This window comes from Halorubrum gandharaense, assembly GCF_054654575.1.
This window is the reverse complement of the sequence record NZ_BAAIET010000002.1, coordinates 152626-177139: the sequence shown is the minus strand read 5'-3', so window position 1 is coordinate 177139 and position 24514 is coordinate 152626. Positions and strand designations below refer to the sequence as shown.

Here is a 24514-nt window from a genome sequence, read left to right as displayed (position 1 = left end):
TGGGCGGAGGCCGTCGATGAGACCGGACGACGAGCGCTACTTCGCCCGGCTCGAGGAGCGGCTGGACGAGGCGTGGGACGTGGCCGAGACCGCCAAGGAGCGCGGCGGCGACCCCAAACCGGAGATCGAGATTCCGGTCGCCCGCGACATGGCCGACCGCGTGGAGAACATCCTCGGCATCGAAGGCGTCGCCGAGCGCGTCCGCGAACTCGAAGGAGAGATGTCCCGCGAGGAGGCAGCCCTGGAGCTCGTCACCGACTTCGTCGAGGGGACCGTCGGCAGCTACGACTCCCGCGCGGGCAAGATCGAGGGCGCGGTGCGCACGGCGGTCGCGCTGCTCACCGAGGGCGTCGTCGCCGCCCCGATCGAGGGGATCGACCGTGTCGAACTGCTGGAGAACGACGACGGCACGGAGTTCGTCAACGTCTACTACGCCGGTCCGATTCGCTCTGCGGGTGGGACGGCACAGGCGCTCTCCGTGCTGGTCGCCGACTACGCCCGGTCGCTTCTGGGCATCGACGAGTACAAGCCCCGCTCCGACGAGATCGAGCGCTACGCCGAGGAGATCGCCCTCTACGACAAGGAGACGGGCCTCCAGTACACGCCGAAGGACAAGGAGTCGAAGTTCATCGCCCGGCACATGCCGATCATGCTGGACGGGGAGGCGACCGGCGACGAGGAGGTCTCCGGGTTCCGCGATCTGGAACGCGTCGACACCAACTCCGCGCGCGGCGGGATGTGCCTGGTCGCCGCCGAGGGGATCGCGCTGAAGGCGCCGAAGATCCAGCGGTACACCCGCGACCTCGACGAGGTCGACTGGCCGTGGCTCCAGGACCTGATCGACGGCACCATCGGGGAGGACGGCGAGGACGCGGGGGGCGACGGCGCGGACGCGGAAGACGACGAGGAACCCGACCGCGAGGAGGCCGGAGACGCCGAGGAGGCCGGCGGGGAAGGCGAGGACGCACACGCTGAACCGGACGGGCCGCTCCGCGTCGACCCCTCGATGAAGTTCCTCCGGGACCTGATCGCGGGGCGCCCGGTCTTCTCGCACCCCTCCGAATCCGGAGGGTTCCGCCTCCGGTACGGCCGGTCGCGCAACCACGGGTTCGCGACCGCCGGCGTCCACCCGGCGACGATGCACCTCGTCGACGACTTCCTCGCGACGGGGACGCAGATCAAAACGGAGCGGCCCGGGAAGGCCGCCGGCGTCGTCCCCGTCGACTCCATCGAGGGACCGACGGTTCGGCTGGCGAACGGCGACGTGCGCCGGATCGACGACCCGGAGGAGGCGAAGGCGATCCGCAACGGCGTCGAGAAGGTGCTCGACCTTGGCGAGTACCTCGTCAACTTCGGGGAGTTCGTCGAGAACAACCACGCGCTCGCGCCCGCCTCCTACGCGTTCGAGTGGTGGATCCAGGAGTTCGAGGACGCTGGCGCGGACGTGCAGGCGCTCCGCGACGACCCCAACGTCGACCTCGAACACCCGCCCGTCGAGGACGCGCTGGCGTGGGCGACGGAGTACGACTGTCCGCTCCATCCGGAGTACACCTACCTCTGGCACGACGTGTCGGTCGATGCGTTCGAGACGCTCGCCGCGGCTGTGAGTGATGGGGAAGTCGTCGAGGGCGTCCTCGCCGTCGAACGCACCGAGACCGTCCGGAGCACGCTGGAGTCGTTGCTCGTTGAACATTCGACGACGCCCGATTCGGTGCGGATCCCGACGTGGCGCCCGCTCGCCCGATCGCTGGGGGTCGACGACGGGCTCCGGCGAATATGGGAGCCCGACGACCTACCGCGCGAGGCCCGCGAGTGGGCCGGAGGCGACAACGCCGTGAAGGCGGTCAATGCGGTCGCCCCCTTCGAGGTGCGCGAGCGCGCGCCGACCCGGATCGGCAACCGGATGGGCCGCCCCGAGAAATCGGAGAGCCGGGACCTCTCGCCGGCGGTCCACACCCTGTTCCCGATCAACGAGGCGGGCGGGCCACAGCGCAACCTCGCGGACGCCTCGCGCACGATGGACGACCAGGGGCGTCGCGGTGTCCACGAAATCGAGGTGTCCGAACGGGAGTGCCCGGCCTGTGACACCCACACCTACCGGACGGAGTGTCCCGACTGTGAGACCCACACCGAGCCCTACTACGAGTGTGGCGACTGCGGTCGGGAGTGCGAACCCGACGAGTCCGGCCGCGTCATCTGTGACCGCTGCGAGTGGGAGGTGACCGCCGCCACCTGGCAGGAGGTCGACCTCAACGACGCCTACCGGTCCGCACTGGAGACGGTCGGCGAGCGCGAGTCCGTCTTCGAGATCATCAAGGGCGTGCAGGGGCTCACCTCCACGAACAAGACGCCCGAGCCCATCGAGAAGGGGATCCTCCGGGCGAAAAACGGCGTCACCGCGTTCAAGGACGGGACGGTCCGCTACGACATGACCGACCTCCCGGTCACCGCCGTGCGCCCCGAGGAGCTCGACGTCACCGCGGGCCACTTCCGCGAGCTCGGCTACGAGACCGACATCGACGGCGACCCCCTCAGACACGACGACCAGCTGGTCGAGCTGAACGTGCAGGACATCGTGCTCTCGGACGGCGCCGCCGAGCACATGCTGAAGACGGCCGACTTCGTCGACGACCTCTTAGAGCAGTACTACGACCTCGACCGCTTCTACGAGGTGAACGAGCGCGACGACCTCGTCGGCGAGCTCGTGTTCGGCATGGCGCCACACACGAGCGCCGCAACTGTCGGGCGCGTGGTCGGGTTCACCTCCGCGGCGGTGGGGTACGCACACCCGTACTTCCACGCCGCGAAGCGCCGGAACTGCTTCCACCCGGAGACGAAGATCTGGTACGAGAACGAGGCCGGTGAGTCACGGCACGCGAAGATCGACGAGTTCGTCGAGACGTATCTCGAACGCTCCGAGGTCGAGTTCGACGACTTCGGAACCGCAGTCGGGAAGCTGGAGGGCGTCAACGGGGAGTTACGCGCTCCATCGCTGACCTCCGACGGGAAAACCGTGTCTCGACCGATCGAGGCCGTTAGCAAGCATCCCGCTCCCGACCACATGCTGCGGATCCGCACAGCCTCCGGACGGTCGATAACCACCACTCCGGATCACGGCGTGCACGTGTACGACGCTGAACGTGACGAGATCGTTGGAACGGAAGCACGGGACATCGACGACACGAACGAACTGGTCGTACCCGATTCGATCGGGGGCGGTGCAGGCGGTCGGAGTCCGAAACGGTTCGACCTACTTGCGGAATATGTCAGATCCGACGCAGTGCCGACTGATCGCCTCATGATCAAGGGGCTGGACAAGGACGAGCTATACGAGCTGTTCGAAGACGCGTTCGCCGACGATTGGGACGGGCCGTTTTATCCGCTCCAGAGCATGACCGAGGTCTTCGGAACCAACAAGAAGACGCTTAGCAACTACTTGTACCGGGAGAGTTTCCCCGCATCGTATCTTCGACAGTGTTTCTCCTCGCTCGATGAACTGCTCCAGTTCGTTCCGGAAGACGTGACGCTCGGGATCAAGCGTGACCGCACCGAAGTCGACCGATTCGTCGAACTCAACGAACGGGTCTCGACGCTGCTCGGGTATTACGCTGCCGAGGGATTCGCTCGGGAGCAGGAAACCCCGAAGGGAACGATCCACCAGACAACGATCTGCGGCACCGAAACGGAAGCGAGAGAATTCTTCCTCGATGTCCTTCGTGAGGAGTTCGGCGCCGACCCGTATGAGGAGAATCACGCAAAAGTGACTACCTCCGGCCGGCTCCTTCGGGCATTCTTCGACTCGATTCTCGACGCGGGCGTGCTTGCGCACACAAAACGTGTCCCTGACCCGATATTCAATGCATCGGACCGGATCGTCGGTGCGTATCTTGAGGGATATTTCAGCGGAGACGGTAGCGTTGACGAAGGATCGCTCCGAATCACGGCGACGACCGTCAGCAATGAACTTCGCGAGGATCTGCTGGCTCTACTCAGGCGGCTCGGTATCCATGCATCGGTCGCCCGTCCGAAGCGCGTTCGACTCCACGAGAAGTTCCCCGACTTCTACGACGAGGAGGATATGCGTCTCACCGCGCAAACCTACGTTATCAGCGTCTCGTCACAGGATGCAGTTCGTTTCTCGGAACTCGCTGGCTTTCACCTCTCACGGAAGGCGGATCGACTGGCGCAACAGGCCTCGGCGATCGAGCCGTATGCGACCAGTTTGTCGGATGGCGGATCCGACGGGTACGTTCTCGACCCCGTCGACGAGGTCGAAGTCGTCGAAAGCGACGTTGATCACGTCTACTGTCTCACCGTCGACGACACTCACTCACTGGTCGCGAACGACCTCTCGGTCGATCAGTGTGACGGTGACGAGGATTGCGTGATGCTTCTCATGGACGGACTTCTCAACTTCTCGAAGTCTTTCTTACCGGATAAGCGAGGTGGTCAGATGGACGCCCCGCTCGTGATGTCCTCGCGGATCGACCCCTCGGAGATCGACGACGAGGCGCACAACATGGACATCGTCCGGCAGTACCCCCGGGAGTTCTACGAGGCGACGCTGGAGATGGCCGACCCCGAGTCGGTCGAGGACCTGATCCAGCTCGGCGAGGACACGCTGGGGACGGACGACGAGTATCGCGGGTTCGACCACACCCACGACACGACGGACATCGCGATGGGGCCGGACCTGTCGGCGTACAAGACGCTGGGGTCGATGATGGACAAGATGGACGCCCAGCTGGAGATCTCCCGGAAGCTCCGGGCGGTCGACGAGACCGACGTCGCCGAGCGCGTCATCGAGTACCACTTCCTGCCGGACCTGATCGGGAACCTGCGGGCGTTCTCCAGACAGGAGACGCGGTGTCTCGACTGTGGCGAGAAGTACCGCCGGATGCCGCTGACCGGCGACTGCCGGGAGTGCGGCGGCCGCGTCAACCTCACGGTCCACGAGGGGTCCGTGAACAAGTACATGGACACCGCCATCGAGGTCGCCGAGCGCTTCGACTGCCGCGACTACACCAAACAGCGCCTCTACGTGTTAGAGAACGCCCTCGAATCCGTGTTCGAGGACGACACCAACAAACAGTCGGGCATTGCGGACTTCATGTGAAGAGGGCCGATTTGCCTCCGTTGAAACCTCATCCGGTGGGTATTCTGACCCGGACTCGGTCTAGACAGAACTTCCGGTGAGTAATACCGGGAGTGGGTGTTGCAGTTCGCCGCCGGCGATGCAGTATATAAACGGTCGAGAGAGATGGCAACGGGTTCCTTATAAACGGGTATGCGGTGCGGTGGCGCGCCCGGCGAGCGCCCAGCGGGCGCGAGCCGGAGCGCGAGGGAGTCGGCGGCGACCGCAGGGAGCCGCCGACGAGGTTGGGGAGGTGTGAGGTGCGGTCGCGGAGCGGTGCGGGGCGGGACCCAAAGGGGCAGCCGGCTCCGGGAAGACGGGCGACGTAAGCACTCAAAAGGGCGAGCCATGCGAGCCCTTTTGAGCGCGCAGCGAGCGTCCCGCGAACCTGTGAGCGGGACGACGGAAGTCGCAGCCCGCGAGCGTAGCGAGCCGGAACGTCTTCCGGAACCCTCGACCGGAGCCGGCTGGGGCTTTGCAGGCGGTCACCGCAGTATCGTCGGTCACTTATAAACAGCCGTCAGCAACACCATTTACTCACTTATAAACAACATCACAACCGATCTGCGCTACTTACTCCCGCAGTCGCTCATTGAGGTGTCTGTGTAGGCCGAGGATGGGCCACAACCGCTTACCTGAAGAAGAGTTCGACAGAGCGGGAAAACCGTGCACGGTCAGGCGCGTTCCGGTACGATCGGGCTACTCGTCCCCTTCGACGCTCTCAGGGGGATCGGCGCCGGGGAGTTCGAGGAGCACCTCCGCGCCGTCCTCGTGATTGCTCACCGAAACGTCACCGTCGGCGTCGCGGACGACCCACGTGACGATCCAGAGGCCGAGCCCGCTGGTGTGTTCGAGTTTGGTCTCCTCCTCGCGGGTTAGCGGCTCGATTTCGGCATCGGGGATTCCCGGACCGCGGTCGCGAAGTATGAGACGGACGGGGTCCCCGTCCTCAACGTGCAGCGTCGCGTCGCCGCCGCCGTGGACTGCCGCGTTCTCCAGCAGGTTGTCGATCGCGACCCGGAACTGCTCGTTGACGCTGGCCCACACCGACCCCTCGGGACACGAAAGCGTGACCGTCAGCTCGGGATAGACGCGCTCGGCGAGCTCCACGCGTGCCGCGGCGACGGCGGCCACGTTGACGGTCCGGCACGGTGTGTCGTCGGCGTTCAGGAGCCGTTCGACCTCGCGAGCCTTTCGACTCTTCGAGAGGAGATCCTCCGCCCGGGCGCGGATCGTCTCGGCGGCCTCCCGGTCGGTGACGCCCTCGCGACCGGCGGCAATGTTGTCGGCGTGGCCCACAATGACGTTCATCGCGTTTCGGAGGTCGTGTCTGAGCACACGGTTGAGCACCTGGAGGCGCTGCTCGCTCCGGCGCTGGTCGGTGATGTCGACGTAGGTGGCGAACCCGCGATGAGGGTCGTCCGGGAGCATCACGGTGTACAACAGGAACTCGCGCTCGCCCTCGGCCGTGGTCCGGGTGACGGACGCCTGCAGGTCCTCGTTCATCAGGCGGTCGTTGAGCCGGTTCGCCTCCGATCGGGCGTCGGGTGGAACGATGTACGCGTCGATGGAGCTCCCCCGAACCTCGCTTTCGGCGTAGCCGAACACGTCCTCGAACGCGGGGTTTACGTCGCGGACGATCGGGTCCCCGTCGACGTGCTCGTAGTAGACGGTGGGGTTCGGCACGCTCTCGAACAGCGCGGCCAGCCGGTCGCGCTCGCGCTGGAGCGTCTCGCGCGCCTCGCCGTACGCGTGCTCGCGCCGGCGGGTGGTGACGTCGTAGGCGCCGAGAACGACGCCGAGCGCGACCCCGGCGGTGACGTTGCTGAGGAGGACGAACGGGGCGCCGGACGTGAGGGACACACCCACCCCGACGGTCCACGCCGTGATGACCCCCATCGCGACGACGCCGACGGCGATCCACGCCCAGACGCGGCCGAGCTCGGTCGCGTCGAACCCGTGTCGATTGAGCCAGACCGCTGCAGGAACCAGAAACGCCGACAGCAGAAGCGGTCCGCCGGCTTCGACGGCGATTTCGGGGGACGGTGGCGCTGACAGCAGCCGGGTCGCGTGGATCACCGAGAGCAGAAACCCGACGGCTGCGACGCCGACGATTCCCGAACCCCGCCCCAGCCTCTCCATACTCACGGCCATCGTTGGACTCCGGTATGGTTCTTTCCTTCCGACACCAACTGGTGAAACTGGGGAAAACCGGTGAGTTCGGGCGCCGCGGCACCGCGACGCGAGTGCGGAACTGGTGCGCTTTTGAATCCGGGGGGCCTCCCTCTTGATATGACCGACACCCTTCGACTCGTCACCCGCGGCTCCGCGCTGGCACGCCGCCAGGCGGAGACGGTTCGCGACGCGCTGACGAGTCGCCGCCGCGATGTGGAGATCCGCGAGGTCGAGACCCGCGGCGACCAGATCCCCGACGAGCTGATCCACCGGCTCGGTCGAACGGGAGCGTTCGTGCGCGCGCTCGACGAGGAGGTGCTCGACGGCGACGCCGACCTGGCCGTCCACTCGCTGAAGGACGTGCCTACGGAGGAGATGGGCGACCTCGTCATCGCCGGCGTCCCCGAGCGGGCGCCCGCCGGCGACGTGGTCGTCCATCCCGACGGCCTCGGCATCGAGGACCTGCCGCCGGGCTCCGTGGTCGGCACCGCCTCACTCCGCCGGACGGCCCAGATCAAAGCGGCCCGGCCCGACCTGGAGGTCGAGCCGATCCGCGGCAACGTCGACACCCGGATCGAGAAGCTGCTCGCGCCCGGCCTGCAGGCGGAACACGAGGAGCGGCTCATCGCTTCGGGCGAGGCCAGCGCGGCAACCGCCGAGCGCAGCGAGATCGCGGAGACGCTCCCCGCCGGCGAGAAGGTGCTGGACGCCGGCGACCGCGAGGATGAGGAGGACGAAGCTGATGACGATGACGACGACGAGTTCGACCTGAGCGTCGAGGAGTGGTTCGACTCGCTGTCGGAGCTCGAACGCGGCGCCATGGAACGGGAGGTCGAGACGACCTACGACGCGCTCGTGCTCGCGGAGGCCGGCCTTCGGCGTTCGGACCTCTATCACCGGGTCGGCACCACCCGGCTCCCGCGCGACGAGTACGTCCCCGCGGCCGGACAGGGCGCCATGGCGGTCACGGCGACGGATCCCGACGTGGTGGAGACGGTGCGGAAGGCGGTCGACCATCCCCGAAGCCGCGTGGAGACGACCGTCGAGCGGACGGTGCTCGCGGGACTCAACGGCGGCTGTATCGCCCCCATCGGCGTCAATGCGATGGTGCAGGGCGAACACGTCCACGTCGCCGCCCGCGTGCTCTCGACGGACGGAACGGAGGAGGTGGCGGACACTCGCGACCTGCCGGTGACGACCCACGCGAAGGCGGCGGAAGCGTTCGCGGCGGACCTCGCCGAGCGCGGCGCCGCCGAGCTCGTCGAGCAGGCGCGCGAGGAGGCGGACGATGCCTGAGGAGGTCGACGACCCTGGAAGCGACGGCTCGGGCGGGGGACCGCCTGTGAACGAGGACGGCGTTCGCGCCCGCGGCGACGTGCCGATGCCGGAGGACGCCTCGCTGCCCGAGATCGACCACGAGACGGTCGGGAAGGTGTACCTCGTCGGCTCCGGCCCGGGCGACCCGGAGCTGCTCACGGTGAAGGCCGCGCGGCTGATCGACGAGGCGGACGTGGTGCTCCACGACAAGCTTCCCGGCCCGGAGATCCTCGGTCGGATCCCCGAGGCGAAACGCGAGGACGTTGGCAAGCGCGCCGGCGGCGACTGGACGCCCCAGGAGTACACCAACCGCCGACTGGTGGAGCTGGCCGCGGCGGGCAAGTCCGTCGTCCGCCTGAAGGGTGGCGACCCCTTCGTCTTCGGACGCGGCGGCGAGGAGGCCGAGCACCTCGCCGAGCACGGCGTCCCCTTCGAGGTCGTGCCGGGCGTCACCTCGGCGATCGGCGGTGCGGGCGTAGCGGGGATCCCCGTCACCCACCGCGACCACGCCTCCTCGGTCTCGTTCGTCACGGGCCACGAGGACCCGACAAAAGCGGAGTCCGCCGTCAACTGGGAGGCGCTCGCGGCGACGGGGGGCACCATCGTCGTCCTGATGGGCGTCGGCAAGCTCCCGGACTACACCGCGGCGCTCCGGGAGGCGGGGATGGACCCGGAGACACCGGTCGCGCTCGTCGAGCGCGCCACCTGGCCCGCGATGAAAGTGGCCACGGGAACCCTCGACACGATCGTCGAAGCCCGCGACGAGGCCGACATCGAGCCGCCGGCGATCACCGTGATCGGCGAGGTGGCCGCGACCCGCGAGCGCGTCGTCGGCTTCCTGGAGAACGCGAACGCGGCACCCATCGAGCCGCCGGCCGGCGAAGCGGAGGAAGCGGGCGCCGGCGGGGAGGTGGATGATGACTGAAGGCACCGCCTCCGCCATCGTCACGAACGGCGACGACGACCGCCCCCGGGTCGCGGTGTTCCGGCCGGACGACGACCGGATCGTCGACGCGGTCGCGCTCCTCGAATCGCTCGGCGCGGAGCCCGTGCCCGACCCGATGTTGCAGGTCGAGCCGACCGGCGAGACCCCGGCTGATGCCCCCTACGTCGTGCTCACCAGCAAGACGGGCGTGGAGCTCGCCGCCGAGGCAGGATGGGAACCGAGCGGCGCGACGCTGGTCGCCATCGGCCCCGCGACCGCTGACGCCGCGCGCGCGGCCGGCTGGACGGTCGACGTAGTACCCGACGAGTACACCTCGGCGGGGCTCGTCGACCGGCTCCGCGACGAAGTCGACGGCGTGTACGTGGAGGTCGCCCGCTCGGATCACGGCAGCGACGTGCTGCTCGACGGGCTCCGAGACGCGGGAGCGAAGGTGCACGAGACCGTCCTGTATCAGCTCACCCGGCCGGAGAGGGCTGGCGAATCCGCCACGATGGCGGCCGCCGGCGAACTCGACGCCGTCGCATTCTCCTCGTCGCTGACGGTCGAGCACTTTCTGGACGCCGCCGAGGAGCACGGCGTCCGCGAGGACGCGCTCGCCGGACTGAACGACGCCGTCGTCGGCGCCATCGGCCCGCCGACCGCCGAGACCGCCGCGGAACTCGGCGTCGACGTCGACGTGGTTCCAGACGACGCCGACTTCGAGGCGCTCGTACGGGCCGTCGTCGACCGCTGTTGAGCGGTCGTCTTTTTTAAGTATCCCACACGTGCCCCGCCCACGGACCGCCCGCTTTTAAGCCGCCAACGGTCGAACGGCGGCGTATGTTCGACACCATCGTCGTCGCCACCGACGGCTCCGACAGCGTGCGCCGGGCCGTCGACGTGTCGCTCGACCTCGCCGCCCGCTTCGACGCCGAGGTTCACGCGCTGTACGTCGTGGACGCCGGCGAGGTGGAGTCGTCGCCCGAGGAGGTTCGCGAGGACCTGCGAGACGCGCTCGACAGCCGGGGGGACGAGGCCCTCGGAGAGGTGGTCGACGCCGCCGCCGAGACGGACGCCGACCTCGACGTGACCACGGCGACCCGTGAGGGACGCCCGGCCGCGGAGATCGGGTCGTACGCCCGCGAGGTGGACGCCGACGTGGTTGCCACCGGTACCCGCGGCCGCCACGGCGAGAACCGCTTCCTGATCGGCTCCGTCGCGGAGCGCGTCGTCCGCACCTGCCCGGTTCCCGTGCTCACCGTCCGCCAGCTGACCGGCGAGGACCCGCGGCGGACGACGATTTAAAAGGCAAACGGGGAGAATGGAGGTCGCCGGCGGGCCCCCGCCGAACCGCAGAGCGGCGGAGTTTTCCCGCTGCCGCCCGCGCTCCCGGTATGGACGACGAGCTCATCGACGAGACGGGGATGGCCCGCTCGCGATACACCCGGCTGCCCGGCAAGGGCTTCTTCTACCCGGATTCGCTGGACGAGGACCGCGCGGAACAGCGCGCCAAGGAGACGGTCGAGGACGCGGAGGCGGTCGTGATCGCCGACGGCGACGCCGACGGGCTCGCCTGCGCCGCGATGGTCCGCGAGACGTACGACGCCGCGCTCGACGTGGCCGACTTCGAGGCGGATATCGCCGACCGGCTGGCCGCGGAACTCGGGGAGGGCGACGAGGACGAGGGGGACGAGGATGAGACGGACGAAAATGAAGACGACGAGACCGACGCTGACGACGCCCACACTCGCTCGTCGGTGGCGCTGCTCGCAGCCGGCCCGTACTCCATCGACGACTCGCTCGAACGGGTGCTGGAGTACGCCGACGACGGCATCGACCTGTTCGTCTGTGACCTCTGTCCGGACGACTACGAGTGGATCGCGGAGCCGCTGGAGGGGCTCGTCGAGAAGGCGGACGCCGTCCGCTGGTTCGACCACCACCAGTGGGACGACGACACCGCAGCCGCCGTCCGCGAGGCGGGCGTCGACCTCGTCGTGGGCGACTCCGACGAGGAGTGTACCGCCGACGTGGCGCTCCGCTCGCTGGACCACGAGTTCGGGCCGCGCTGGGCCGAACTCGCCGAGGTGACCCGCGACCACGACCTCTGGCTCAAGGAGGACCCGCGCTCGGACGACCTCGCGGACTACTCCTACTGGACGGGCGCCGAGGAGTACACGACGGTCGTCGGCGCGTACGGCGCCGACCTCCCCGACACGGTTCACGACTTCCTCGAACACCGGCGCGTCGAGAAGCAGGCGCGCATCGACGCCGCCGTCGACCGCGCGGTCAGCCACGAGATCGGCGAGTGGACCATCGCGGTCACCTACGGCCGCTGTTCGCAGAACGAGGTCGCCGAGACCCTGCGAGAGGCGGGCGCCGACGGCGCCGTCATCGTCAAGCCCGCGGGCTCGGCGTCGATCCGCGGCTCCGAGGACTTCCGGCACGCCCACGAGGTCGCCGGCAAGGTGAACGGTGGCGGCCACCCGCAGGCGGCCGGCTGCAAGCCGGACATCTACGACGACATGCTGGATTACGCCCACCACTGGACCACCGAGGGCCAGGCGTGCAAGCGCGTCATCCTCGCGGCCTTCGAGGACGTGGCGGCGCAGGTCGCGGACGAGGAGGATGAGGAGACGGCAGAGGACGGCGACGACCACGAAGACGAAGACAACGACGGCGAGGAATGACCGAAACCACCCCTACCCACTTCCCCACGTTCGAGGTGATCCCCGCAGTCGACGTGCAGGACGGTGAGGTCGTCCAGTTGGTCGCCGGCGAGCGCGGCACAGGCAAGCGCTACGGTGACCCCGTCGAGGCGGCCGACCGGTGGATCGAGGCGGGCGCCTCGACGCTGCACCTCGTCGACCTCGACGGCGCGTTCGAGGGTGAGCGGGCGAACGCCGACGCCATCGAGGCGGTCGTCGACGCCGCGGGCGACGCGGTGGGGCTCCAGCTCGGCGGCGGGATCCGGACGGCTGAGGACGCCCGCGCGCTCCTCGACGCCGGAATCGACCGGGTGATCCTCGGGACGGCCGCCGTGGAGAACCCCGAGATCGTCGCGGAGATCTCCGAGACGCATCCCGACAGCGTGCTCGTGAGTCTCGACGCGAAGGACGGTGAGGTGGTCGTCGCGGGCTGGACCGAGGGGACCGGTCTCGACCCCGCCGCGGCCGCCGAGCGCTACGCGGAGCTCGGCGCCGCCGGGATCCTCTTTACGAACGTGGACGTGGAGGGGCAGCTGGAGGGGATCGACCGCGGCGCCGTCGAGCGCGTCGTGGACGCGGTGGAGATCCCGGTGGTCGCCTCCGGCGGCGTCGCCACCGTCGATGACGTGGTCGCGTTAAAGGAGGCCGGCGCCGCCGCAGTCGTCGTCGGCACGGCGCTGTACGAGGGGCGGTTTACGCTGCGGGAGGCGCAGGACGCGGCGGACGGGGCGGACGCGGTCTGACACCGGAGCGGGGTCGAGTCGGAGGGCGTCCCGAGCGCAACCACCTTAACGCTCGCCCGCGAGGGTCCGCTATGAGCGACCGTACTGCGGCCGTCTCGCGGAGAACCGGCGAGACGGAGATCGACCTCACCCTCGCGGTCGACGGCGACGGCGACGGCGAGGTCGACACCGGGATCGGCTTCTTCGACCACATGCTGGAGGCGTTCGCCAAACACGGCCTCTTCGACCTGACGGTCCGCTGTGACGGCGACACCCACATCGACGACCACCACACCGTCGAGGACGTGGCGATCTGCCTGGGTGAGGCGTTCGACGAGGCGCTCGGCGACAAACGCGGGATCCGGCGCTACGCCGACCGACGGGTCCCCCTCGACGAGGCCGTCGCGAGCGTCGTCGTCGACGTCGCCGGCCGCCCCTACTACGAGTTCGACGGCGAGTTCTCCCAGGAGCAGGTGGGCGAGTTCACCAGCGTGATGGCCGACCACTTCGCGCTCTCGCTGGCGATGAACGCCGACCTCACGCTTCACGCCGCCGTCGAGCGCGGCGACAACGCCCACCACGAGGTGGAGGCGCTTTTTAAGGCGCTCGCCCGCGCGCTCGACGACGCCACCCGCCACGACGAGCGGCGCAGCGACACGCCCAGCACGAAAGGGACGTTATAAGCGGCAACTCGGATTCGCCGCCGAGAAAGCGACCCGACACCGAATTTTCGAACCGGCGCGCCCGGCGAGCGCCCAACGGGCGCGAGCCGGCACGCGAGGGAGGCGGGAGCGCGCCGGCGTGGCGGTGCGGTCCGCCGGCGCGCTCACCGCCGAGGCTGGGGAGGGCTGAGGTGCGGTCGCGGTGCTGGGCGGGGAAGGTCGGTGCGCCGTCCACGCCCGGCTGAGAGCGAGCGACCGAACTACCGCGGTTGCCGTTGGTGGCGCCCAACACCCCGATTTCACGTCGAACTACGGTGCGATCACGTCGACCGACACCAGCACCACCGCGACGCCAGCGGCGACTTCGGCGACCGTCGTCGGCAACCTCCACCGGAAGGGAAGGGGTCACGGAGGGACCGCAGGGATCCGAATACGACGCCGCCTACTGCTCTTTCGGCAGCAGCCGGTACCCCTCGAACACCTTGCCGAGCCGGAACATGGAGGCGACGACGGCGTCACATGCCGAGCGGACCGCAGGTTTGGGAAGGAAGCCGACGGAGAGACCGGCGACCTCCAACATCGGGAGGTCGTTGGCGCCGTCGCCGACCGCGGTCGTGCGGTCCATCGGCACGCCGAGCTCGTCGGCGAGCTCGGCCAGCGCGTCGTCTTTCGTCCCCTCGATCAGCGGCCCCTCGGCCTCGCCGGTGAGCCGTCCGCCGCTTAGTGGCAGCCGGTTGGCGATGATGGTGTCGGCCTCGACGCCCTCCGCTTCGAGCGCGCGCGCGACGCCTCGCTCGAAGCCGCCGGTGAGCACGGCGACGTGATGGCCCTCCGCCTGGAGGCGCTCGATGAGCCGCGCCGCACCGGGACGGAGCGTCACCTCGTCGAACGCCAACTCGACCTCGTCCTCGTCGAGCCCCTTCAGCAGCTCCGCGCGCTGGTAGAGGCTCTCGGCGTAGCTCAGCTCGTCGTTCATCGCCCGCTCGGTGATCTCGGCGACCTCGTCGGCGACGCCCGCGCGCTCCGCGAGCAGGACCGTCATCTCCGAGTCCGAGAGCGTGCCGTCGAAGTCGAACGCGATGAGTCGCATCTACCCGACCGTTGGACCTGCGGGGTTTTTTAAGTAGGCGATCGGCGCAAACGTCGTCGATAGCTGGCTGACACCCCACGTCCACACCGCCGATCCGCAGTGCGGTTGCGATGGCGCGCGCGAGAAACGCGCGCGAGGGAGCCCGCCGTCGGCCGGAGCGAAGCGGCGGCCGACGGCGGCGAGGCTGGGGAGGCGCGAGGTGCGGTGCTGGCGGGTGGGACTGAAAGGGGTCGCCGCGCTCTCCCCGCCCCGACGAAGCAAGCACCGCAGCGGGCGGTGTTGAGAGCGAGGAGCGCAGCGAGGCGCGGCGGGGAGAGCACGGCGAGGGCTTTCGACGCCTTCGTGCAGACATACCCGACGACTATCCAACCGGCTCTGTTGAAACCCTTAGAGAGTGATAGGTTGTCTGCCCCTGTGGTCAGTATAGAGCACTTGTTGATCGACTTCGGGAGTAGGTGTATTACGTGAGCAGGTTCGGCGTTTATAAGCGGGGCGTGGATGGTGATGTGTACCACTTATAAGCAGAGTTTGTCCGGAGAGTTGCTGGTGCTACGCTGGTGAGGACCGCCTTCAAAAGCCCCAGCCGGCTCCGGTCGAGGGGCTCGCTGCGCGCGTTTCAGGGCGTCTCTCCGCACAGCCCGACGCCCTGAAAAGTGCTTACGTCGCCCGTCTTCCCGGAGCCAGCTGCCCCTTTGAGTCCCACCCCGCACCGCTCCGCAACCGCACCTCACACCTCCCCAGCCTCGGTCGACGGCGGCCGCGGGACCGCACCGCCGCGGCCGCCGCCGACCTCCCTCGCGCGCCGGCTCACGCCCGTTGGGCGCTCGCCGGGCGCGCCACCGCACCGCGCACCCATTTATAAGCAAGCGTCGCTGAAACTCTCGACCGTTTATATATCACATCGCCGGCGAAGACCTGCAACACCCACTCCCGATATCGGTCAACAAGTACGCTTCATCAACCAGCCGTTGCAGGTGAGAGTGTGTCTAAAGAATGGGATTTCAACAGAGCCATCCGACCTTATAAGAGCGCGTTCGACGCAAACAGACCGACCCACCAGTGAACAGTCCGTGCCCAAGCGTATCGCCGGCGCGCCGCTCAAGTGTCTGCGTCGCCAACGACTCGTATCGTGAGCGACGCCGACTCCCCGCTGTCCGAGGACCGCCCGACGGCCGACCAACCCCTCCGGGTGGACGCGCCGTTCGAGCCCGCCGGCGACCAGCCGGAGGCGATCGCGGAGCTCGTCGAGGGGTTCGAGTCGGGCGCCGAGCGCCAGACGCTGCTCGGGGTGACGGGCTCCGGGAAGACCAACACCGTCTCGTGGGTGGCCGAGGAGCTGAACCAGCCCACGCTCGTCTTGGCCCACAACAAGACGCTCGCCGCCCAGCTGTACGAGGAGTTCCGCGAGCTCTACCCGGACAACGCCGTCGAGTACTTCGTCTCCTACTACGACTACTACCAGCCGGAGGCGTACGTCGAACAGACGGACACGTTCATCGACAAGGAGATGTCGATCAACGAGGAGATCGACCGCCTGCGCCACTCGGCGACGCGCTCGCTGCTCACTCGCGACGACGTGATCGTCGTCGCCAGCGTCTCGGCCATCTACGGGCTGGGTGACCCGGCCAACTACCGGGAGATGGCGATGGAGCTGGAGGTGGGCGAGCAGGTGGGTCGCGAGGAGCTGCTCACGCGGCTCGTCGACCTCAACTACGAGCGCAACGACGTGGACTTCACGCAGGGCACGTTCCGCGTGCGCGGCGACACCGTCGAGATCTACCCGATGTACGGCCGGTACGCCGTGCGCGTCGAGCTCTGGGGCGACGAGATCGACCGCATGCTGAAGGTCGATCCGATGCAGGGGGAGGTCGTCTCCGACGAGCCCGCCGTGATGGTCCACCCGGCCGAGCACTACTCGATCCCGGACGACAAACTGGAGACGGCGATCGCGGAGATCGAGGACCTCATGGAGAAACGCGTGCGCCACTTCGAGCGGCAGGGCGACCTCGTCGCCGCCCAGCGCATCGAGGAGCGCACGACGTTCGACATCGAGATGCTCCGGGAGGCGGGCTACTGCTCGGGCATCGAGAACTACTCCGTCCACATGGACGACCGCGAGTCCGGCGACGCCCCCTACACGCTGCTCGACTACTTCCCGGACGACTTTCTCACCGTCATCGACGAGTCCCACCAGACGATCCCCCAGATCAAAGGCCAGTACGAGGGCGACAAGTCCCGGAAGGACTCGCTCGTCGGGAACGGCTTCCGGCTGCCCACCGCCTACGACAACCGGCCGCTCACCTTCGAGGAGTTCGAGGAGAAGACGGACCGCACCCTCTACGTCTCGGCAACGCCGAGCGACTACGAGCGCGAGCACTCCGACCGGGTGGTCGAGCAGATCGTCCGCCCCACCCACCTCGTCGACCCGAAGGTGGAGGTGACGGAGGCGACTGGACAGGTAGACGACCTGCTTGAACGGGTCGACGAGCGGATCGAGCGCGACGAGCGCACCCTCGTCACCACCCTCACCAAGCGGATGGCCGAGGACCTCACGGAGTACTTCGAGGAGGCCGGCGTCGACGTGGCGTACATGCACGACGAGACGGACACCCTCGAACGCCACGAGATCATCCGGGACCTCCGGCTCGGCAACATCGACGTGCTCGTCGGGATCAACCTGCTCCGGGAGGGGCTCGACATCCCGGAGGTGAGCCTCGTCGCCATTCTCGACGCTGATCAGGAGGGGTTCCTGCGCTCGACGACCACCCTCGTCCAAACGATGGGGCGGGCCGCCCGGAACGTCAACGGCGAGGTCGTCCTCTACGCCGACCGGATGACCGACTCGATGGAGGCCGCCATCGAGGAGACCCAGCGCCGCCGGGAGATCCAGTTGGAGTACAACGCCGAGCACGGCTACGAGGCGACGACCATCGACAAACCGGTGAGCGAGACGAACCTCCCCGGCTCGAAGACCGACACTTCCGGCGTGAGCGTCGGCGACGTGGAGTCCGAAGACGAGGCCGAAGCCCAGATCGAGGCGCTCGAAGACCGGATGAACGAGGCGGCGAGCAACCTGGAGTTCGAGCTCGCCGCCGACATCCGCGACCGGATCGCGGAGCTGCGGACGGCGTTCGAGCTGGAGCGCGACGACGGCGTGCCGGCGCCGATGGTCGACGAGTAGCCACGCGGCGAACACGCGGCGAACAGGGATGGTCGCACGACGCACCGAGAAACCCGACAGCGAGCTTTTTATCCCTCGGCGCGGACCGTCGCACGTGCGACGGCGTCACGCAGTTCTCACGGCGGGGGGTTCGGTGGTGAGCCTGCTTGCCGGCTGCGTCGACCGCATCCACGACCTGTCGGCGACGACGCCGGGCGACGTGGACGTACGCAGCCGGTCGCTGAACGGCGACGTGCTCACCGAGTCGACGGGGATCGCCGGGCGCGCCGCGAGCGTCCACGCCGCCTCCTTCACCGCCGCCGAGGGTGCGACCGACGCGCTCAGTCCCGACTCGGACGACTACGACGCCGCCGCCGCGTTCGTCGACGACACGGAGTTTCTCGACGACGGCGGCGGGAGCGTGCTGGTGGCCGCCCAGCGCGTGACCACCCCCGCCGTCGAGCTCCGGCTCGGCTCCGTCAGCCGTACCAGCCGGGAGTCGCTGCGGATCGCCGTCGACGAGATCGGCCACGGCGGCCCCGACGACGAGGTGGTGAAAACGCTCCTCATCAGGCTGACCGACCGCCGTGGCACCGTCGAGCGTGTCACCGTCTCCTTCGGCGGGGAGCGCGCCTCCGTCACGCTGTGAGGGTATCCGACAGCGACCCGGCCGCAGTCGGGTGTTTTTAAGGCCAGTGGCAGCGTACCTTCGAGCATGACCTCCGTTCGACGCCGAGCGCTCGGCGTGCTCCTCTGTGCACTCGCGCTGCTCCTGTTCACTCAGCCGCTCGCGCTCTGGTCGGCGGTCGAGGGAGCAACGCTCCCGAACCTGGCGGAGCCCGCATCCGTGGTGGGGGCCGCGCCCGCGGCGCTGGTGGCGGCGGGCGCCGTCCTCGCGGTGGCGGGCATCGCGGCCGCCGGGAATCGGTCGCTCGCGCCGCGCGCCAGCCTCTCGGCGCCGGTCGTCGGCGTGCTCGCCGGCGTGGGGATCGCGGTCGCCGCGGGCGTCGAGCCCGCCGCAATCGGCGAGTTGGCCGTCCCAGATCCACACCTGTTCGTCGTCGCGGGCGCCGTCGCCGGCGGTGCCGTCGCTCCAGTCACGCTCGGAGCTTTAAAAGGCGACACCGTCGCCCTCCTCGCCGGCGCCGCCGTCCTGCTGGTCGCCGCCTCCCTGTCGCCCGCACCCGGCTTCACGCTCGTGGCGGGACTGCTCGGCGGCGGCGTCGCGGTGGCGCTGCTGTGGGGCGTTGACCGCGAAAGCTGGACGCCGTCGTAACGCCACCCGAAAAATCTCAAAATCCGCCTCTGTTGGAGTGATTAGAAATTGATACGTTTGGTTCCCCCTGTGGTCAGTACAGGATCGTTGGTGAGTGGTATCGGGAGTGGATGTATCAGGCGAGTGGGTGGGTATTTATAAGCGAGACGTGAATGGTTCCGTCTCTCCTTTATAAGGAGCGTTTGTTTGGTGAGTTGCTGGTTCTGCGCACGCGAGGACCGCCTTCAGAAGCCCCAGCCGGCTCCGGTCGAGGGGTCCGGAAGACGGTCCGGCTCGCGCTTTTCAAGCGCTCGCGGGCTGCGACTTCCGTCGTCCCGCTCGCACCGCTCGCGGGACGCTCGCTGCGCGCTCAAAAGGGCTCGCACGGCTCGCCCTTTTGAGTGCTTACGTCGCCCGTCGTCCCGGACCACGGGCGAGACGGTCGGGGGACCGTCTCGCTGTTTCCCGCCTGCGGCGGGAACGGCTGCCCCTTTGAGTCCCACCCCGAACCGCACAGCGACCGCACCTCACGCCTCCCCAGCCTCGTCGTCGCCTGCGGCGACGACTCCCTCGCGCGCCGACGAGCACCCGCTGGGCGCTCGTCGGGCGCGCCACCGCACCGCGCGTTCGTTTATAAGATTTCAGCGGACCTAAAATCCAAAATCCGAAAACGCGAACCCGCCGGAACCCTCCCGAATCTCACCACCCGATTCGGTCCGTCTCGCGACGGCTCAGTTCCCCGGGCTCTCGCTTTCGGTCTCCAGCGAGATGTCGCGGTTCCCCTCGCGCTCGAGGTCGGCGTCGCGGGCCGTATCGGCGTCCCGCGTCTCGTCCGTCCGGAGGTCGTCGTCGGAAACCGTGTCGAGCTGTTCGAGGGCGCTCTCGATGTCCTCCAACCCGAGCAGCTTCTCGGTCTCCTCGTCGAACTCCTTCCCCTCAAGTCCCTCCATCTCCTGCACGTCGGAGCCGGAGAGCGCCTTGCCGTAGCGACCGACGAGGCTCGTGAGCTCCTGCGGGAGGACGAAGGTCGTCGACTCGCCCTTGCCGATCTCTTCGAGGGTCTCCATCCCGCGCTCGATGATGGCGCGCTCGCCCATCGACTCCGCGGACCGGGCGCGGAGAACCGTGGAGATGGCGTCACCCTGCGCCTCGAGGATCTGGCTCTGTTTTTCACCCTGCGCGCGGATGATGTTCGACTGCTTGTCACCCTCGGCCTGCTCGACCGCGGAGCGCCGCTCCCCCTGTGCTTCGAGGATCATGGCGCGCCGCCGGCGCTCGGCGCCGGTCTGCTGTTCCATGGCGCGCTGGACCTCCTGTGAGGGGCTCACCTCGCGGACCTCGACCGCCTCGACGCGGATTCCCCACTCGTCGGTCGGCTCGTCGAGCTCGTCGTGGATCCGGTCGTTGATCCGGTCACGCTGGGAGAGCGTGTCGTCGAGCTCCATGTCGCCGAGGACGGCACGGAGGGTGGTCTGTGCGAGGTTGGAGACGGCCTTCTTGTAGTCGTCCACTTCGAGAAACGCCTTCTTGGCGTCCATCACCTTGATGTAGACGACCGCGTCGGCCTGTACCGGGGAGTTGTCCCGGGTGATCGCCGACTGGCTCGGCACGTCGATCGTCTGTGTCCGCATGTCGAACGCGTAGGTGCGCGAGACGAACGGCGGGACGAGGTGGACGCCGGGCTCCAACAGGCCGCGGTACTCGCCGAACACCGTCAGCGCCTCCTTGTCGTAGGCGTCGACGATCTCGACGGCACTCACGATCGTCACGAGGACGAGCAACAGCGCGAGCCCGGCGACTCCGTAGACGAGGCTCTGGCTCAACAGCGCGACCCCGACGATGAGCGCGACGCCGAGCGCGAGGTACTGCCAGACCGTGTCCGGAACCGATCCGACGGCGTCGTCGAAGTCGACTTGTACGTCGCCGGAACGAGGACCTTGCGTTCCCATACTCGACCTTACGGTTCGACAACGTTAACAGTTCGCACGAGTCGAGGGAGCGTAAGCGGGGCAAGGCGACGGCCGCCGGCACCCGGCGTCCGCGACGCCGGCGATTCGTGCCGGACCGAAGGTGTGTTGGTGCTCGATGCCCTTAGAGAGGACAATGGGAGTGCAAGAACAGTATCCGTTCGACGTCGAGGCGGTCCGCGACGACTTCCCGATCCTCGACCGCAAGGTCGGCGGCGATCCGACGGTCGTCGGCGAGGACCCCACCGACGACGTGCCGCTCGTCTATCTTGACAACGCGGCGACGACGCACACGCCGGAGCCCGTCGTCGACGCCATCGCCAACTACTACCGCGGCTACAACTCCAACGTCCACCGCGGCATCCACCAGCTGAGCCAGGAGGCGTCCGTCGCCTACGAGGAGGCCCACGACACGGTCGCCGACTTCATCGGCGCCGAGGGGCGCGAGGAGGTCGTCTTCACCAAGAACACGACGGAGGCAATGAACCTCGTCGCGTACGCCTGGGGGCTCAACGAGCTCGGCCCGGAGGATAACGTCGTGCTCACGCAGATGGAACACCACTCCTCGCTGGTCACCTGGCAGCAGATCGGCAAGAAGACCGGCGCCGAGGTGCGCTACATCGAGGTGACGGACGAGGGCGTGCTCGACTTGGAGGACGCCGCCGCCTGCATCGACGACGACACCGCCATGGTGTCGGTCGTCCACGTCTCGAACACGCTCGGCACCGTCAACCCGATCCGCGAGCTCTCGACGATGGCGCACCGCCACGACGCGTTGATGTTCGCGGACGCCGCCCAGTCGGCGCCCACCCGGCCGGTCGACGTGGACGAGCTCGGCGTCGACTTCCTCGCGTTCTCGGGTCACAAGATGTGCGGCCCCACCGGCATCGGCGCGCTGTACGGTCGTGAGGAGATCCTCGACCGGATGGAGCCGTACCTCTACGGCGGCGAGATGATCCGCCGAGTCGACTTCGAGGACTCCACCTGGGAGGACCTCCCGTGGAAGTTCGAGGCCGGCACGCCCTCCATCGCGCAGGGGATCGCGTTCGCGGCCGCCATCGAGTACATGGAGGACCTCGGCATGGAGAACGTCCAGGCCCACGAGGACCTGCTCGCGGAGTACGCCTACGACGAGCTGGAGGCGCTCGGCGGCGTGGAGATCTACGGCCCGCCGGGCCACGACCGCGGCGGCCTCGTCGCGTTCAACGTCGAGGGCGTCCACGCCCACGACCTCTCCTCGATCCTCAACGACTACGGCGTCGCGATCCGCGCCGGCGACCACTGCACCCAGCCGCTCCACCAGTCGATGGGGATCGCCGCCTCCGCGCGCGCCTCCTTCTACGTGTACAACACCGTCGAGGAGGTCGACAAGCTGGTCGAGGCGGTGCGGGAAGCGAAGGAGCTGTTCGCCTAACCGGGCGACTCACCGACGTTTCGACGCGTCGACTCCGCCAGTTCCCCGCCGTCTACCTCACCGGATTCTCAACGGCCCGCCCGGGGGATTGACCTCTCCCCGAACCGTCGGTCGCGGGGATCAAAGACGGACAACGGATCGGAACAGTCATTCAGAATGCTGTTGGCAAGTAGCCGTACGCCCGCTACTCGTCCTCGATTTTCAGACGCTCGGAGATATCTCGATAGATGATGAAATGTTGCCCCGGAATGACGTCGGGTTTGGCCGTGTATTCAACCTCTCGAGTCTCGCCATCCGCCCGAATGAACTCGGCGGTGTCGATGTCACCATCATCGAGGAAATCAGCCCATCCCGTTTCAAAATCGATTTCGTCGGAAAGAAACTCTCGGATTGACCGCCCCAACAATTCCTGATGACCTAGGCCGAAGATTTTCTCCGTCCGTTCGTTTGCGTCCAGTATCTTCGCATCGTCATCTAAAATGACCATCGCATCCATTGCCTCCTCAAATGCGGCTTCATACAGATCTCGCGCTCGTTGGAGCTCGGAAACCGTATCGTCGGACGCCACGTCGGACCCATGCGGGACCGTGATCGTCATCGTGGTGCCCTCCTCGTTGACCGACGCCTCCAAACTGCCACCATGGCTCGTCACGATCCAGTGAACGACCCAGAGCCCCAGTCCGCTCCCATGGATCAACGGTGTCTCGCTCCCGGTGGTGAACACCGCCTGCTCCTGTTCGTCAAGTCCCGGACCGTTATCGGTGATGTCAATCTTGACCGAGTTCGGCACTCGTTCGACAGTTAGCTCGACGACCGGTGATGGGCCAGCGTGCTTGACGGCGTTCTCGATGAGTTCCTCGATCGCGCGTTCGAACGTCGGGAAAACGGCTGCTTCAGGATCGTCGTCAACGTCCAGTCGAAACGTAGCTTCCGGGTAGTCCGTCCGAAATTCCTCGACAACTTCCTCCGTGAGTGCACCGATATTTACCGGGGCTCGTTCGGCAGTCGAATCCACGACTCGGTCGAGTTCACGCGCCTTATTGCTCAACGCCAGCAGTTCGTCGATTTTTCGGAGCGACTTCTCCGCATGGCCATCGTTGCTCTCCGTTTCCGCCATTAGCTGTGTATACCCCCGAATCACGGTCATATCGTTCCGAATGTTGTGACGCAGCACTCGATTGAGTACCGTTGCCAGGTTCGATTGTCTCGTGAGTCGGGTTTCGTGCTGCTCGTGTTCGAGCTCGCGTTCCAGCATCCGCGCGATGAGCTCGGCGAACATCGTTTCGGATTCGCCGAACTGTTCTTCACGAGGGTCCTCGCTCACGAAACAGACCGTACCATAGGGCTCGTCATTTACAGTAAGCGTGGTCCCATGGTAACAATGAAGCCCGTGTTCCTCAAACGCTGGGTCGTCTTCCAACCCTTGTTCCGGGGCGTTCGAGAGGGCTACTGGCGACGAGGCCTCGATGGTTCGTCGACAGTACGTGGTACTGAAATCGAGTTCGAGCCCCGGTGGAAACTGGCCATCGGGGGTGTCAGTGCTGACGACCGCCTCCCAGTGAGCGGTTCCTTCGTCGATTCGCGTGAGATGACCGTTCTCCACATCCAGATACCGCTTCCCGAGGTCGAGCGCACGTTGGGCTTTCTCCTCGAAAGCCGACTCCCCCCGCATGATGCCGTAGAGTTTGTGCCGGGCGTCGTCACCGGAAAGGGTCGTGGCAGTCATAGCTTTGATTCTTTACTGGTACGAGAGACAGATATAAAAACCAATTGGCCATTACTTATTATAATCAAAAATACCTAGGTCGTATCAGTGATCAGTAATTTATGATTGAACCGAATTCCGGCCGCCGATTCGCAATACCGAGAGCAAGTGTGAGATACGCACGTGGCACGTTTCACGAGGTGGGGAGCAGGATTCGAAATCAAGAAGAGCCCCAATGGTCGATCCACATGTTACGTGAATCGGTGAAACGAGACCATCCAGC

16 protein-coding genes are annotated in these 24514 nt (G+C 67.3%); 12 read left to right on the top strand and 4 right to left on the bottom strand.

Features of this window, described 5'->3' with window-relative positions:
- The first annotated feature begins 16 nt into the window (after positions 1-16).
- Positions 17-5116, top strand: coding sequence for a DNA polymerase II large subunit (locus ACYQ07_RS09860; protein ID WP_459880771.1), 5100 nt, complete (start codon positions 17-19; stop codon positions 5114-5116).
- Between the two features lie 717 nt (positions 5117-5833).
- Here ACYQ07_RS09860 and ACYQ07_RS09855 read toward each other — a convergent pair.
- On the bottom strand, positions 5834-7276 hold the full coding sequence (locus tag ACYQ07_RS09855) for an ATP-binding protein (protein ID WP_459880768.1): 1443 nt from the start codon (positions 7274-7276) through the stop codon (positions 5834-5836).
- Between the two features lie 150 nt (positions 7277-7426).
- Here ACYQ07_RS09855 and hemC point away from each other — a divergent pair, with 150 nt between their 5' ends.
- From hemC to hisB, 7 genes are all read left to right on the top strand, one after another.
- Positions 7427-8605 carry a hydroxymethylbilane synthase gene (hemC, locus tag ACYQ07_RS09850; protein WP_459880765.1) on the top strand — a complete coding sequence of 393 codons (1179 nt, stop codon included), beginning with the start codon at positions 7427-7429 and terminating at the stop codon, positions 8603-8605.
- Positions 8606-8690: 85 nt separating this feature from the next.
- Positions 8691-9551 (top strand): uroporphyrinogen-III C-methyltransferase, encoded by an 861-nt coding sequence (gene cobA / locus ACYQ07_RS09845; RefSeq protein WP_459883048.1) that lies wholly within the window; start codon positions 8691-8693, stop codon positions 9549-9551.
- Complete coding sequence (locus ACYQ07_RS09840) at positions 9544-10308, top strand: uroporphyrinogen-III synthase (RefSeq protein WP_459880762.1); 765 nt, start codon at positions 9544-9546, stop codon at positions 10306-10308. Before cobA ends, ACYQ07_RS09840 begins: the two co-directional genes overlap by 8 nt.
- A gap of 83 nt (positions 10309-10391) precedes the next feature.
- Entirely contained in the window at positions 10392-10856 is a 465-nt protein-coding gene (locus ACYQ07_RS09835) for a universal stress protein (RefSeq protein ID WP_459880759.1), read from the top strand.
- A gap of 89 nt (positions 10857-10945) precedes the next feature.
- On the top strand, positions 10946-12238 hold the full coding sequence (locus ACYQ07_RS09830) for a DHH family phosphoesterase (RefSeq protein WP_459880756.1): 1293 nt from the start codon (positions 10946-10948) through the stop codon (positions 12236-12238).
- The gene (hisA, locus tag ACYQ07_RS09825) at positions 12235-12999 is read left to right on the top strand and encodes a 1-(5-phosphoribosyl)-5-[(5-phosphoribosylamino)methylideneamino]imidazole-4-carboxamide isomerase (RefSeq protein ID WP_459880753.1); all 765 of its coding nucleotides are present in this window, start codon (positions 12235-12237) and stop codon (positions 12997-12999) included. The genes ACYQ07_RS09830 and hisA overlap by 4 nt, the downstream gene beginning before the upstream one ends.
- 71 nt (positions 13000-13070) lie before the next feature.
- On the top strand, positions 13071-13661 hold the full coding sequence (gene hisB / locus ACYQ07_RS09820) for an imidazoleglycerol-phosphate dehydratase HisB (RefSeq protein WP_459880750.1): 591 nt from the start codon (positions 13071-13073) through the stop codon (positions 13659-13661).
- A 421-nt stretch (positions 13662-14082) separates the two neighbouring features.
- Here hisB and serB read toward each other — a convergent pair whose 3' ends face one another.
- Positions 14083-14730, bottom strand: a complete 648-nt coding sequence (gene serB, locus ACYQ07_RS09815) for a phosphoserine phosphatase SerB (protein ID WP_459880747.1) — start codon at positions 14728-14730, stop codon at positions 14083-14085.
- Between the two features lie 1129 nt (positions 14731-15859).
- Between serB and uvrB the strand changes: the two genes are divergently transcribed.
- From uvrB to ACYQ07_RS09800, 3 genes are all read left to right on the top strand, one after another.
- Entirely contained in the window at positions 15860-17911 is a 2052-nt protein-coding gene (uvrB, locus tag ACYQ07_RS09810; RefSeq protein ID WP_459880744.1) for an excinuclease ABC subunit UvrB, read from the top strand.
- A gap of 94 nt (positions 17912-18005) precedes the next feature.
- A complete protein-coding gene (locus ACYQ07_RS09805) occupies positions 18006-18539 on the top strand; it encodes a hypothetical protein (RefSeq protein ID WP_459880741.1) in 534 nt (177 codons plus the stop codon).
- A 66-nt stretch (positions 18540-18605) separates the two neighbouring features.
- Positions 18606-19166 carry a hypothetical protein gene (locus ACYQ07_RS09800; RefSeq protein ID WP_459880738.1) on the top strand — a complete coding sequence of 187 codons (561 nt, stop codon included), beginning with the start codon at positions 18606-18608 and terminating at the stop codon, positions 19164-19166.
- A 710-nt stretch (positions 19167-19876) separates the two neighbouring features.
- Here ACYQ07_RS09800 and ACYQ07_RS09795 read toward each other — a convergent pair.
- Positions 19877-21094: an SPFH domain-containing protein gene (locus ACYQ07_RS09795; RefSeq protein ID WP_459880736.1), complete on the bottom strand. Its 1218-nt coding sequence runs from the start codon at positions 21092-21094 to the stop codon at positions 19877-19879.
- 160 nt (positions 21095-21254) lie between these two features.
- Here ACYQ07_RS09795 and ACYQ07_RS09790 point away from each other — a divergent pair, with 160 nt between their 5' ends.
- Entirely contained in the window at positions 21255-22526 is a 1272-nt protein-coding gene (locus ACYQ07_RS09790; RefSeq protein ID WP_459883046.1) for an aminotransferase class V-fold PLP-dependent enzyme, read from the top strand.
- A gap of 184 nt (positions 22527-22710) precedes the next feature.
- On the opposite strand, the gene ACYQ07_RS09785 is transcribed toward ACYQ07_RS09790, so the two are convergent.
- Positions 22711-24252 carry a GAF domain-containing sensor histidine kinase gene (locus ACYQ07_RS09785; RefSeq protein WP_459880733.1) on the bottom strand — a complete coding sequence of 514 codons (1542 nt, stop codon included), beginning with the start codon at positions 24250-24252 and terminating at the stop codon, positions 22711-22713.
- Positions 24253-24514: the final 262 nt, after the last annotated feature.

Bases quoted from the DNA above. Each gene is read 5' to 3' on its own strand.
- ACYQ07_RS09860 (WP_459880771.1), top strand. From the start codon at position 17: ATGAGACCGGACGACGAGCGCTACTTCGCCCGGCTCGAGGAGCGGCTG.
- ACYQ07_RS09855 (WP_459880768.1), bottom strand. From the start codon at position 7,276: ATGGAGAGGCTGGGGCGGGGTTCGGGAATCGTCGGCGTCGCAGCCGTC.
- hemC (WP_459880765.1), top strand. From the start codon at position 7,427: ATGACCGACACCCTTCGACTCGTCACCCGCGGCTCCGCGCTGGCACGC.
- cobA (WP_459883048.1), top strand. From the start codon at position 8,691: ATGCCGGAGGACGCCTCGCTGCCCGAGATCGACCACGAGACGGTCGGG.
- ACYQ07_RS09840 (WP_459880762.1), top strand. From the start codon at position 9,544: ATGACTGAAGGCACCGCCTCCGCCATCGTCACGAACGGCGACGACGAC.
- ACYQ07_RS09835 (WP_459880759.1), top strand. From the start codon at position 10,392: ATGTTCGACACCATCGTCGTCGCCACCGACGGCTCCGACAGCGTGCGC.
- ACYQ07_RS09830 (WP_459880756.1), top strand. From the start codon at position 10,946: ATGGACGACGAGCTCATCGACGAGACGGGGATGGCCCGCTCGCGATAC.
- hisA (WP_459880753.1), top strand. From the start codon at position 12,235: ATGACCGAAACCACCCCTACCCACTTCCCCACGTTCGAGGTGATCCCC.
- hisB (WP_459880750.1), top strand. From the start codon at position 13,071: ATGAGCGACCGTACTGCGGCCGTCTCGCGGAGAACCGGCGAGACGGAG.
- serB (WP_459880747.1), bottom strand. From the start codon at position 14,730: ATGCGACTCATCGCGTTCGACTTCGACGGCACGCTCTCGGACTCGGAG.
- ACYQ07_RS09800 (WP_459880738.1), top strand. From the start codon at position 18,606: ATGACCTCCGTTCGACGCCGAGCGCTCGGCGTGCTCCTCTGTGCACTC.
- ACYQ07_RS09795 (WP_459880736.1), bottom strand. From the start codon at position 21,094: ATGGGAACGCAAGGTCCTCGTTCCGGCGACGTACAAGTCGACTTCGAC.
- ACYQ07_RS09785 (WP_459880733.1), bottom strand. From the start codon at position 24,252: ATGACTGCCACGACCCTTTCCGGTGACGACGCCCGGCACAAACTCTAC.